Here is a 12,137-nt window from a genome sequence, read left to right as displayed (position 1 = left end):
TTTATATACGCATTGAAAGCAATTCCTTTCAGTGTAGGGTTGGGAGGGGCTTTTAATTGGGTTTCTTGAACGTATCTTTTAGTGTTACCGTTCTATTGAAAACCAATTTATCAGCCGTAGAATCTCGGTCTAAACAGAAATAACCCTTACGAATAAATTGATAACGCCCTTCTAAATTGGCATCTGCTAATGCAGGTTCGATATAAGCGTTAGGTAAAACCGTTAGGCTTTCAGGATTTAAATATTCCTTAAAATCACCTTCTTCGGCATCCGGTGTTTCTGAGGTAAATAAGCGATCGTATAAACGAATTTCTGCAGTTTTTGCATGTTGAGCACTCACCCAATGAATGGTTCCTTTTACGTTGATTCCACTAGTATCGTTTCCACTTTTTGATTCTGGAATGTAAGTACAGTGAATTTCGGTAACGTTTCCGTTATCATCTTTCACAAAATCCTCGCACTTAACAATGTAAGCAAACTTTAAGCGAACCATTGCGCCAGGTGCCAAACGGAACCACTTCTTGGCGGGAACTTCCATAAAATCTTCACGCTCAATCCAAAGCTCATTGCTAAAAGGAATGATACGTGTACCGCCCCCGTCTTCTGCTTCAGGATTATTTTCGCCAATTAAATCTTCGGTTCCTTTTTCGTAATTGGTGATGATTAACTTAATTGGATCTAAAACGGCCATTACGCGGTTAGCTGTTTTATTCAGATCCTCACGGATGCAAAATTCCAACAGGCTTAACTCGATTAAATTTTCGCGTTTGGCAATACCGATGCGTTCGCAAAACTCGCGAACACTCTTCGGAGTGAAACCTCTTCTACGTAAACCAGAAATTGTTGGCATGCGTGGGTCATCCCAGCCGTTAACCAGATTTTCGTTAACCAATTGAAGCAGCTTACGTTTACTCATTACCGTAGAAGTAAGATTTAAACGGGCAAATTCATATTGTTTAGAAGGAAAAATTTCTAATTTCTCGATAAACCAATCGTACAATTCGCGGTGTGAAACATACTCCAGAGTACAAATAGAGTGCGTGATGTTTTCGATACTATCGCTTTGCCCATGTGCAAAATCGTACATTGGGTAAATGCACCATTTGTTACCTGTACGGTGGTGTTCTGCGTGTTTTATACGATATATAATCGGGTCACGCATTAACATATTCGGACTGGCCATGTCGATTTTTGCCCTTAAAATATAAGCACCATCGGCAAATTCGCCATTTTTCATTCTCGTGAAAATATCCAGATTTTCTTCGACACTGCGGTTGCGATAAGGACTATCCTGGCCAGGCTCTGTAGGCGTTCCCTTTAAAGTTGCGATTTCATCGGCAGAACTTTCATCAGCATAAGCCAAACCCTTTTCGATTAGTCTTACTGCAAAAGAATATAACTCATCAAAATAATCTGATGCATATAATTCGTTTTTCCAGTTAAAACCTAACCATTTAATATCTTCTTGCTGGCTGTTTACATATTCCGTTTTTTCCGTTACCGGATTGGTATCATCAAAACGCAGATTGGTATAACCGCCGTATTTTTGTGTTAGTCCGAAGTTTAAGCATATCGCTTTCGCGTGGCCAATGTGTAAATAACCATTAGGTTCAGGCGGGAAACGCGTAACCAAAGTTTTATACTTGCCACTATTTAAGTCGTTCTCAACAATTTCTTCAATAAAGTTCAATGACTTCTCTTCACTCATAAAAACCTGTAAATTAGGATTGCAAAGGTAAAAAGATTGAGCATAATTAAGTAAAGATAAACGGGTTTATTAGCTCACGATTTATTGTTGGTGTTTTAAAACAGCGAATTCATTATATTTTTGGCAAACACTAGTTATATCCATCGGATGAATATCGCCAATATTTGTATATATCATCCGATGGCTTGTTTGGTCAAGAATAGTAAATTTATAATAGGAAATTAGGTAATGATGAAGAGGTATAGGGTAAAATCTAACCGGATTGCTATCCTTTCGCTTTTATTTATTCTTTTATCTTTTTCTATAGTCTAGTTTCCCATTCCCCCATTTCCTCCCCTTTTCAATTCCCGTCAAAATCAATACATTTACATCAACTTAATATTCATTATGAGCAAAGCATTAAACCGACCAATCCGTGTTTTAGTTGCAAAAGTTGGCTTAGATGGCCATGATAGAGGAGCAAAAGTAATTGCTACCTCACTTCGTGATGCTGGAATGGAAGTCATTTATACCGGCCTGCGCCAAACACCAGAAATGGTTGTTAATACTGCATTGCAGGAGGATGTTGATGCCATTGGGATTTCTATTTTATCGGGCGCACACATGACGGTCTTTCCAAAAATAATTCAATTTATGAAAGAAAAACAGATGGATGATGTGCTTTTAACAGGTGGAGGAATTATTCCGGATGGAGATCGGATTAAACTTGCAGCCTTGGGTGTTGGTGAATTATTCCCCCCAGGTACAACAATGGCAAGCATTGTAGAATACATACAAAATTGGGTTACAGAAAACAGAAATTTTTAAGATATGGCATACCAGAATTTAATTTCAGAAGTTAAAGAAAACATACTTTACATTACAATAAACAGAGAAAAGGCGTTAAATGCTTTAAATAAAGATACCCTTGCAGAACTGGCAGACGTAATTGAATATGCTGGTAAAACCGATGAGGTTAGGGGGGTAATTTTAACTGGAGCTGGCGAAAAAGCTTTTGTTGCTGGAGCAGATATAAAAGAATTTTCTGATTACAACGGTAAGCAGGGAGAGGAATTAGCTAAGCAAGGCCACAAACTGGTATTTAATGCAATTGAAAATTCTCCAAAGCCTTTTATTGCAGCGATAAATGGTTTCGCACTAGGCGGAGGATTGGAATTAGCGATGGCTTGCCACATAAGAATTGCATCAGACAATGCCAAATTGGGTTTGCCCGAAGTAACCCTGGGACTAATTCCTGGTTATGGAGGTACACAACGATTAACACAACTGGTAGGTAAAGGCAAGGCCATTGAAATGATTACTACGGCGAGTATGGTTTCTGCTGAAGATGCAGAAAAAATTGGCTTAGTAAATTATGTAGTTCCTCAAACAGATTTAATAGGCAGAGCTGAGGAGATTTTAAATGTAATTAAAATGCGTGCTCCTCTAGCGGTTGCAGCTGCAATAAAATCAGTAATTGCATCGATAACCGAAACGGATGGTTATGTTGTTGAAATTGAGCAATTTGGAAAATGCTTCGAAACAGAGGATTTTAAAGAAGGTGTACGTGCATTTGTAGAAAAAAGAAAAGCAGTCTTTAAAGGGAAATAAACATTTTGTATTATTAGTTCTAGTTGATTATAAAATAAGTGTGGAAAATATTTCCCAATTTCATTAAAAATCTGTAATTATGTCTTATCTAAATATCTATTAGAAAGCCCTAATCACAACGGAAATTAGCATTTTTTGTGAATAGGTTTTCTGCTAATGCATAAAAACAGATTACATCTGATGAAAAAGAAGATACTAATTATCGATGACGAAGTAAACATCGGACTCTTACTCTCAAAATTTCTAATCAGAAATGGCTTCGAAGTCTCAAATGCCATTACTGGAACCTCCGCTATGGAGATAATGACGAATGAAACTTTCGACTTGGTGTTGTGCGATTATCGCCTCGATGATACTGATGGCAGGGAAATTCTGATTAAAATAAAAGAAAACTATCCCACAACTGGAGTAATTATTATTACCGGTTATTCTGATATCAAGCTGGCTGTAGAGCTAATTAAGCTTGGCGCTTATGATTACATAACAAAGCCACTTTATCCCGACGAAATTTTAAATACCATTAATAAAGCACTGGAAACGCAAAGAGCTCTTAATGAAAATAAAGGTTCAGGAAAGAAAAACAGTGCCGAATCAGAATCTGATTATGTAAACTATACTGAATATATTGATGGAAAAAGCGAAGTTTCTGGTACACTTCTGAAACAAATCCAACTTATTGCGCCAACTTCTTACAGTATAATTTTAACCGGTAAAAGCGGAACGGGTAAAGAGTGTGTTGCAAAAACCATTCACTTAAACAGTTTAAGAAGAGATAAGCCTTTTGTTGCTATGGATTGCGGATCGCTTACCAAGGAACTTGCGGGCAGTGAGTTTTTTGGCCATGAAAAAGGTTCCTTTACGGGAGCACTTTATACAAAAATTGGTCATTTTGAACAGGCAAATGGAGGCACGTTGTTTTTGGATGAGATTGGCAACTTATCATACGAAATCCAGGCAACTTTATTAAGAACAGTCCAGGAACGCAAGGTTAAGCGAATTGGCAGCACCAAAGAAATAGATCTTGATGTAAGAATTATTGTAGCTACAAACGAAAATCTATCAGAAAATATTTTAAAAGGAACATTCAGAGAAGATTTATATCATCGATTTAATGAGTTTTCGATTCATATTCCATCACTGAAAAAGAGGGGGAACGATATTCTGATTTTTGCAGATAAATTTTTAGCGGTAGCCAATCAAGAACTTAACAAAAATATCCGTGGTTTCTCCGAAGGGGTGAAAAGTTGTTTCTTAAACTATGGCTGGCCAGGAAACGTTCGCGAGCTTAAAAACGTAATTAGGCGTGTTGCTTTATTAACTGATGGAAATGAAATCCAAGTAGATGTTCTTCCCCTCGAATTATCAAATTTTGCAAAAGAATACGATCATGAAAAGGTTTTGAGCCAGATGAAAATCAAAACTTCCGATAAGCCCAAAAATTTAAGAAATGCTGCGCAAGAAGCAGAATATGATACCATTCTGAATGCGTTAAAAGAAGTAAACTTTAACAAAACCAAAGCAGCAAAAGCACTAAAAATTGATCGTAAGACACTTTACAATAAAATAAAGGCAATCAAACTGGATATGGATGATAATTCTGAAAATGAATAAAACAAAATAACGCCTTTTTGTATTTTAAGAGTACCAAGCATAAAACGGATATGTCGGTATTCTCTTATAAACAACGCAATAACATCAACCTTGTAATTATAATAGCGCTTGGGCTATTAATTGCTTATTCTCTGCAAGATATTTTTAGTGCAATTTTAAGTACACTTGTGCTGTACACAATTATGCGCCCCGGATACATTTACTTTGCAGAGGTTAAAGGCTGGAACCGAAGATTTGTCGCAATTTCATTAATTACCGTTTGTATAATTTTAATCATACTGCCATTTTATGCATTGAGCAGTATGGTAATCAGTAAAATTTCGGAGCTAAAAAACAACGAAATCTTTTTTAAAAACCTTCTGGTAAAACTTCAGCATTTAATTCCAGTTAAAATAAATGAAAGTGTAATTCAGGACGGCTTAAATCGTTTGGGCAATTGGGCAACCTTACTTTTTCCCTCATTAATTTCTAGCGCTGTAAATATTATCTTAAGCCTGTTGGTGATGTTCTTCTTGCTGTATTTTATGCTAATTGAGCGCAAGAGATTTGAATTTTCACTAATAAAATATGCGCCGTTTAGAGAACAAAATGCACTTAGATTTGGCGATGAAATGCGCAATACAACTTATGCCAATGTATTGGGCCAAGGCCTAATCTGTTTGGTGCAGGGTTCTTTGGTTAGCTTATCTTTTTTTGTACTGGGTTACAAAGACCCAGTTTTTTGGGGGGTAATTACTACATTTATTTCATTTGTGCCCGTATTGGGCCCACCGGTTATATTCGTGCCCGCTGCCATTTTGCAAATCGCAAACGGCAATAATTTTGCAGGCTGGGCCATGTTAATTTTCGGTTTTGTGGTCATCATTAATATCGATAATGTTCTAAGATTTATCATAGCGAAGAAAGTTGGCAATATTCATCCTATTATTACAGTAATTGGCGTAATTATTGGTATACCTTTATTCGGAATATTAGGTCTTGTTTTTGGCCCGCTTCTATTATCATATTTTATTTTGCTTGTTAAAATTTACGAAACCAGTACACTCGCATCAGAAAGATTGGAAAGAATTAAAACAAATAATGAGCATAATGAGTTATAATTTATAGCTTAACAATAAAATTATGTAGAAGTACATATATTATAAATGTTAAACCCTTAAAATACATATATTATGAATGATAACTCAAAAGTTGTAGTTGCTCTTTTAGCAGGACTAGCTGCCGGTGCCGCTCTAGGAATTTTGTTCGCACCAGAAAAAGGTGAAGAAACGCGTGATAAGTTAAGCCAATCCTTAAAAGATTTAGGCGATTCTATTAAAGATAAAGCTGCTGATGAGATCAATAATCTATCGAGCTTAAAAGATAAAGTTGTTAGCTCAATTAAAACCAAATTGAGAAGTGTAGAAGAAGAATATAGCGACGACGTAGAGCACGCATAAATAAAAAATATTAAAGCCGGGCGATTTATGCCCGGTTAAATTACATCTAAATTATGCAGGAAAATAAAGATAAAAGTATCGAAGATTTGGTAGATGATGCCAAGGGATATCTTGAAGCAAGGGTAGAATATACCAGACTTTATCTTGTAGAAAAAGCCTCGAAAATATTTGCCGATTTAGTAACCAGCACAGCTGTTATTGTCTGCTTTATATTGGCTTTTTTATTCGGCTCAGTAACGTTGGCTTTATATCTTTCTGATGTATTGGGAAGTTATTCGGGTGGTTTTGGATGTGTATCCCTAATCTACATTATTTTGGCCATTATCGTTTATTTAACCAAGGATAAATATATTGAGAAGGCAATTATTAATGTAGCCATTAGAAAGTATTTTGATAAACTTGCAGATAAGGAGGAAGAAGATGAGAAGCTATAAAAACATCAGAAACCTCGAAGACTTACAAGCGAAAAAAATCGAGCTAAAAGTAGAGTATACGCTTAAACAAACCATGCTTAAGGCTGATGCTAAAAATTTTATCCATCAATTTACGCTGGGTTCTTTAATCAAAAAGTATGCTACACCGAGTAACCTTTTTAAGGTCGACGATAAATTAAATCTCAGCGGAACGGCAATGTCCTTACTTCTGCCAATGTTTTTAAACAAAACACTTTTTAGTGGTGCCGGTTTTTTAACCAAGGCAGCAGTTGGCTTAGTTTCTGGAAAAGTTGGAAAATCTTTAGATGCCGAACATTTATCGGCAATATTCAATTCGGTTAAAGGTTTCTTTAGTAAGAAGAAGGAAAAAAAAGATAAAAAGTTTGTTGATTATGGAATTCCGCCAGATAGTGAGACGTATTAACATTAAAAAGAAAAGCCTAAAGTAGTTAACTACCTTAGGCTTTTTTTATGTATTTAATTGGAATTGTTAAAATGGCAGATCTCCATTCTCATCAGACGGCCCAATTGTAAACTCATCATCAATTTTAGACTCTGTATGTTGGGGAGAAGATAACGTAGTAGATGGACTTTGCTCAAAATCACTTTTTCTACCCAGCATTGTAAAGTTCTCGGCAACAATTTCTGTTACATATTTTTTTACTTTTTCTTTGTCTTCGAAGGATCTGGTTCTAAGCTTGCCCTCAATGTATACCAGTTTGCCCTTTTGTAAATACTTTGAAGCTACTTCAGCAAGCCCTCGCCATAATACAATATTGTGCCATTCTGTTTGCTCTACTCTTTTTCCATCCTTGTTGTATGTTTCAGATGTAGCCAGCGGAAAGCTTGCAACAGTTACACCACCATCCAAATGCCGAACCTCAGGGTCTTTACCCAAGTGGCCCACTAAAATCACTTTGTTAATACCAGACATAAAATATTTTTGGTTAGTTGTTTCGTTTATCAGATTGCCATTGCCTAGGTGGTTAGTTATTCCATCTTATTCTTAAAATTATCCTCCAAAAAATCGTGGATAACCTTAGGTTGCGGCAATTCATCTAACTTACTTAAAGAAACCCAATTAAGTTCCTTTTGTTTACTAAAGTTAAATATATAATTTTTTAATGCAAAAAAATGTACGTGTATTATTTGGTGGGTTAAAATATGTTTTTTATAGCTAATAAGTGTAAATTCAGTATTTATACCGAAAAAATCTTTAACGGTATTATTAAAACTGGGGTCCATCCAATTGGGTAATTCTAGAGTTTCAATTAACGGAAAATCATATAGATGTTGCCAGATATCGCCAGCCTGTCTTTCCTTAACCAATATTTCATCGCCTTGCGTACAAATAAAATAATTAAAGAATCGGTGTTTTTTCTCAGCCTTTCCAATTTTTACAGGTAATTCTTTAACCAGATGGTTATTAAATGCATAACAAGTTTGATTTAGAGGACAGATATTACATGCCGGAGATTTCGGTTTGCATTGCATAGCGCCAAATTCCATTATGGCTTGGTTATACAGCGCAGCGTCTTCCTTAAACATCAGTTCATTGGCCAATGTATAAAATTGTTTTTTCCCTGCCGGAGAATTGATTGGTGTATTTATTCCGTAGTATCTAGCCAGCACCCTAAATACATTTCCATCTACAACGGCTCTAGCCTCGCCTGATGAAAAGGAAGAAATCGCGGCTGCGGTATATTCTCCAATTCCCTTCAGTTTAATGAGATCATCATAAAGAGTCGGAAATACACCGTTAAAGTCGCTCATTACAATTTGCGCCGTAGCATGCATGTTCCTCCCTCTTGAATAATAGCCCAATCCCTGCCAAAGTTTTAGCACTTTTGATTCGCTTGCGCTTGCAAAATCTGAGACATTAGGGAAATTTTCCAAAAATTTATTGAAATAAGGGAGCCCTTGTTCAACTCGGGTTTGTTGAAGTATGATTTCGGATAACCAAATGATATATGCGTTGTTAGTGTGCCTCCAGGGCAAATCTCTCTTATTTTGGTTGTACCAATTTATGAGTTCATTTTGGAATGTCATTGATGCAAATTACGGTGTATTTATTCGTTTAAAAAAAAACTTGCATTTCGCTGATAAGTGAGAATATAAAAAAATCATCTTTTATTTCCCTATCTCATTAAAAAGCAATACTTTTGCAACCCCAAAACAGTTATAATATTAAAACACAATATATATAAATAAGTAAATATGACTAAGGCAGATATTATTTCAGAAATATCAACAAAAACCGGAATTGAGAAGGTTGATGTACAGGAAACAGTTGAGGCATTTTTCAAGGTTATCAAAACAAGCATGATTGGCGGTGAAAATGTATACGTAAGAGGCTTCGGAAGCTTTGTTGTTAAAAAGAGAGCGCAGAAAACTGCCAGAAATATCTCTAAAAATACTGCAATAATTATCCCAGAACACTTTGTGCCTAGCTTTAAACCAGCAAAAGTATTTGTTGATAAAGTGAAGAGCAATTCAAAAAAAATCCAAGTAGAAGCCTAAAATCTTAAAAAGTGAATAGCAGCATCAGATTAAAACAAACCATTATTGTTGGAGCGATTTTATTGCTTGTTGCTTTCTTATTTACAAGAGATATTAAAGGTTTAGTAAAACCAACTGAAGAAAACGGCAAAATGCCTGCAAGCGGTCAAATGACTGATGCACAAGCGCCCACTTCTTCCAGTGTATTAAGTATTGAAACTTCATCTACCGCTGCAAAAAATGTAATTAATAAAAATTTAGCTACAGATATTACAGCATTAGAAAACAGTTACAAAACAGCTAAAGGCATTGAAAAAATTGAATTGGCAAAACAATTGGCTCAGAAATGGGATGATGTGGAGCAAATTACACCCTCTGCGCTTTATTTAGAAATTGTTGCCGAAGGAAATCCATCTTCTACAAGTTGGTTAGCCTCGGGTAATAGATTCTTAAAAGCTTTTGAGAGTACTCAAGATAGTTTAGCTCAACCTGCTTTATTGCAGAAAGCCAATACATCTTTTAAAAATGCGTTAGAGCAAGATTCTACAAACATTGAAGCTAAAACAGGCTTAGGTGTAACTATTGTAAACGGCTTAGGTGCACCAATGCAAGGTATTGCAATGCTGCTAGATGTTGTTTCTAAAGATCCTAAAAATTTAAAAGCGAATATGAATTTAGGGTTGTTCTCAATTAAATCAGGTCAGTTTGATAAGGCAATTCCTCGTTTTAAAACGGTTATTGCAACTGCTCCTACTCCTGAAGCCTATTTCTATTTAGGCACAGCTTTAGAGAATTTAGGCAGAAATAAAGAAGCAGTTGATGCTTATTTAGCAAGCAAGAAATTAGCGGCAAACCCTACTTTATCATCATTTATTGATAAAAAGATTGTCGAACTAAAGAATAAAAATTAATTAACAGATTAATAAAAACATTTAAAACTTAAAACTATGCCAAGCGGTAAAAAAAGAAAGAGACATAAAATGGCTACCCACAAACGTAAAAAACGTTTAAGAAAAAACAGACATAAGAAAAAATAGTTTCTTATCTTGATTTAGCTTATTAAACCTCATAGTACTCACTATGAGGTTTAAATACTTTTATATGATTTTTAATTATATAAATTTCTGCTACATCAATATTTTCTTGTATACTATCCATTTGTTAATAGGCGAAAGCCTTAAAATCTGTAGCTGTTGGTAAAAGAATTAATTATCAATTCGACTCCTGCTGGAGTTACCATAGCATTGATTGAAGACAAACAACTTGTTGAGCTTCATAAAGAACAAATCAATAATAACTACGCCGTAGGCGATATTTATTTAGGCCGCATTAAAAAAATTATGCCCGGTCTAAATGCTGCTTTCGTTGATGTTGGTTATGAAAAAGATGCGTTTTTGCATTATTTTGATTTAGGCCCACAGGTACAATCTTTAATTAAGCTAACTAAGATCAAGCGTAATGGCTCGGTTACAGGCACATTATTAGATAATTTAAAGCTAGAAGCCGATATAAACAAGGCAGGCAAAATTTCTGATGTGCTGAGTAAAAATATGCTCCTTCCTGTTCAAATTGCTAAAGAACCAATTTCGACTAAAGGACCAAGACTGAGTTCCGACTTATCAATTGCCGGCAGGTATGTGGTACTGGTGCCATTCTCCAATACCATATCCATATCAAAAAAAATAAAAAGTAATACTGAACGTAATCGCTTAAAAAAGATTATCGAAAGTATTAAACCTCAAAATTTTGGGGTAATTATCAGAACCGTTTCTGAAGGCAGAGGTGTTGCCGAAATGCAAAAAGATCTTTTGGATTTAATTGCTAAATGGGAAAACTTCACCAAAAAAATGCCTTCTACCGAACCTGCAAAAAGAGTTTGGGGAGAAATGGACAGATCATCAACGTTAATTCGTGATATTCTGAACCCTGATTTTACAAACGTTTACGTTAGTACACCAGAACTGTACGATGATATCCGTTCTTATGTACACGATATTTCTCCAGAAATGGAAAAGATCGTTAAGCTGTACAAACAAAAAGAACCAATATTTGAACACTTTGGAATAGAAAAGCAGATTAAAAATGCTTTCGGAAAAACAGTAAACTTACCAGGTGGCGCTTACTTAGTTGTTGAGCACACCGAAGCGCTTCATGTTGTAGATGTGAACAGCGGAAACCGCACCGCCAGTAAAGAAAATCAAGAAGAAAATGCTTTACAGGTAAACAAAGAAGCGGCTAAAGAAATTGCCCGTCAATTGCGCTTGCGTGATATGGGTGGTATTGTGGTAATCGATTTTATCGATATGCACAAACCAACAAACCGTAAAATGCTATTTGATTATCTGCGTGAGCTGATGTTATTGGATAGAGCCAAACATACCATTTTGCCTCCGAGCAAATTTGGTTTGGTGCAAATTACCAGACAGCGTGTTCGTCCGGAAATGAATATTGTTACGGTAGAAAAATGTCCGGCCTGCGATGGGACGGGAGAAATTAAAGCGAGTATCGTTTTAATGGATGATATTGAGAACAACCTTAATTATATTTTAAGAGAGCAAAACGAAAAAGGAATTACCCTTTGTGTACATCCGTACATTGAAGCTTATATTACCAAAGGAATTTTTAATTTACAACGCCGCTGGTTTTTTAAATATGGTCAATGGATTAAAGTAAAAGCTCAACCATCCTATTACCTAACAGAGTTTCATTTTATCTCTTCAAAAGACGAGGAAATCAAATTGTAACATCAAATACATTTAACAGAAAGCCTGATTTTTATAAAATCGGGCTTTCTGTTTTTAAAAGATTTTTAATAAGGATGGGCCTGAAAGATGTTCAAAAAAATAAAAGCACTTT

13 protein-coding genes are annotated in these 12,137 nt (G+C 35.6%); 10 read left to right on the top strand and 3 right to left on the bottom strand.

The genetic code is table 11. From position 1 onward, the window contains the following. Nucleotides 1–52: 52 nt before the first annotated feature. Nucleotides 53–1,708, bottom strand: coding sequence for a glutamine--tRNA ligase/YqeY domain fusion protein (locus DF947_RS05250; protein WP_109928667.1), 1,656 nt, complete (start codon nt 1,706–1,708; stop codon nt 53–55). 387 nt (nt 1,709–2,095) lie between these two features. Here DF947_RS05250 and DF947_RS05245 point away from each other — a divergent pair, with 387 nt between their 5' ends. The 7 genes from DF947_RS05245 (at nt 2,096) to DF947_RS05215 (ending at nt 7,206) form a co-directional block, all read left to right on the top strand. Continuing rightward, nucleotides 2,096–2,515, top strand: coding sequence for a cobalamin B12-binding domain-containing protein (locus DF947_RS05245; protein WP_109928666.1), 420 nt, complete (start codon nt 2,096–2,098; stop codon nt 2,513–2,515). 3 nt (nt 2,516–2,518) lie between these two features. After that, nucleotides 2,519–3,298, top strand: a complete 780-nt coding sequence (locus tag DF947_RS05240; RefSeq protein WP_109928665.1) for an enoyl-CoA hydratase/isomerase family protein — start codon at nt 2,519–2,521, stop codon at nt 3,296–3,298. A gap of 180 nt (nt 3,299–3,478) precedes the next feature. Further along, nucleotides 3,479–4,909, top strand: a complete 1,431-nt coding sequence (locus DF947_RS05235; protein ID WP_109928664.1) for a sigma-54-dependent transcriptional regulator — start codon at nt 3,479–3,481, stop codon at nt 4,907–4,909. A gap of 50 nt (nt 4,910–4,959) precedes the next feature. Further along, nucleotides 4,960–6,009, top strand: a complete 1,050-nt coding sequence (locus tag DF947_RS05230) for an AI-2E family transporter (RefSeq protein ID WP_109928663.1) — start codon at nt 4,960–4,962, stop codon at nt 6,007–6,009. A gap of 72 nt (nt 6,010–6,081) precedes the next feature. Next, nucleotides 6,082–6,348, top strand: coding sequence for a YtxH domain-containing protein (locus tag DF947_RS05225; protein ID WP_109925794.1), 267 nt, complete (start codon nt 6,082–6,084; stop codon nt 6,346–6,348). Nucleotides 6,349–6,401: 53 nt separating this feature from the next. Next, nucleotides 6,402–6,782 carry a phage holin family protein gene (locus DF947_RS05220; RefSeq protein WP_109928662.1) on the top strand — a complete coding sequence of 127 codons (381 nt, stop codon included), beginning with the start codon at nt 6,402–6,404 and terminating at the stop codon, nt 6,780–6,782. Then, nucleotides 6,769–7,206, top strand: a complete 438-nt coding sequence (locus tag DF947_RS05215; RefSeq protein ID WP_109928661.1) for a hypothetical protein — start codon at nt 6,769–6,771, stop codon at nt 7,204–7,206. The genes DF947_RS05220 and DF947_RS05215 overlap by 14 nt, the downstream gene beginning before the upstream one ends. Nucleotides 7,207–7,272: 66 nt before the next feature. Here the strand turns inward: DF947_RS05215 and DF947_RS05210 are convergent, their stop codons facing one another. Next, a complete protein-coding gene (locus DF947_RS05210; protein WP_109928660.1) occupies nt 7,273–7,716 on the bottom strand; it encodes a single-stranded DNA-binding protein in 444 nt (147 codons plus the stop codon). A 56-nt stretch (nt 7,717–7,772) separates the two neighbouring features. Then, nucleotides 7,773–8,831, bottom strand: coding sequence for an A/G-specific adenine glycosylase (gene mutY / locus DF947_RS05205; RefSeq protein ID WP_109928659.1), 1,059 nt, complete (start codon nt 8,829–8,831; stop codon nt 7,773–7,775). A gap of 168 nt (nt 8,832–8,999) precedes the next feature. On the opposite strand from mutY, the gene DF947_RS05200 reads away from it, so the two are divergent. From DF947_RS05200 to DF947_RS05190, 3 genes are all read left to right on the top strand, one after another. Then, nucleotides 9,000–9,302, top strand: a complete 303-nt coding sequence (locus DF947_RS05200) for an HU family DNA-binding protein (RefSeq protein WP_109928658.1) — start codon at nt 9,000–9,002, stop codon at nt 9,300–9,302. A gap of 11 nt (nt 9,303–9,313) precedes the next feature. After that, nucleotides 9,314–10,192: a tetratricopeptide repeat protein gene (locus tag DF947_RS05195; RefSeq protein ID WP_109928657.1), complete on the top strand. Its 879-nt coding sequence runs from the start codon at nt 9,314–9,316 to the stop codon at nt 10,190–10,192. A gap of 282 nt (nt 10,193–10,474) precedes the next feature. Then, on the top strand, nt 10,475–12,025 hold the full coding sequence (locus DF947_RS05190) for an Rne/Rng family ribonuclease (protein WP_109928656.1): 1,551 nt from the start codon (nt 10,475–10,477) through the stop codon (nt 12,023–12,025). Nucleotides 12,026–12,137: the final 112 nt, after the last annotated feature.

Origin of the sequence: Pedobacter paludis, assembly GCF_003173575.1 — a bacterium.
GTDB classification, from domain to species: Bacteria; Bacteroidota; Bacteroidia; order Sphingobacteriales; family Sphingobacteriaceae; genus Pedobacter; species Pedobacter paludis.
This window is presented reverse-complemented; position numbering and strand designations above follow the sequence as displayed.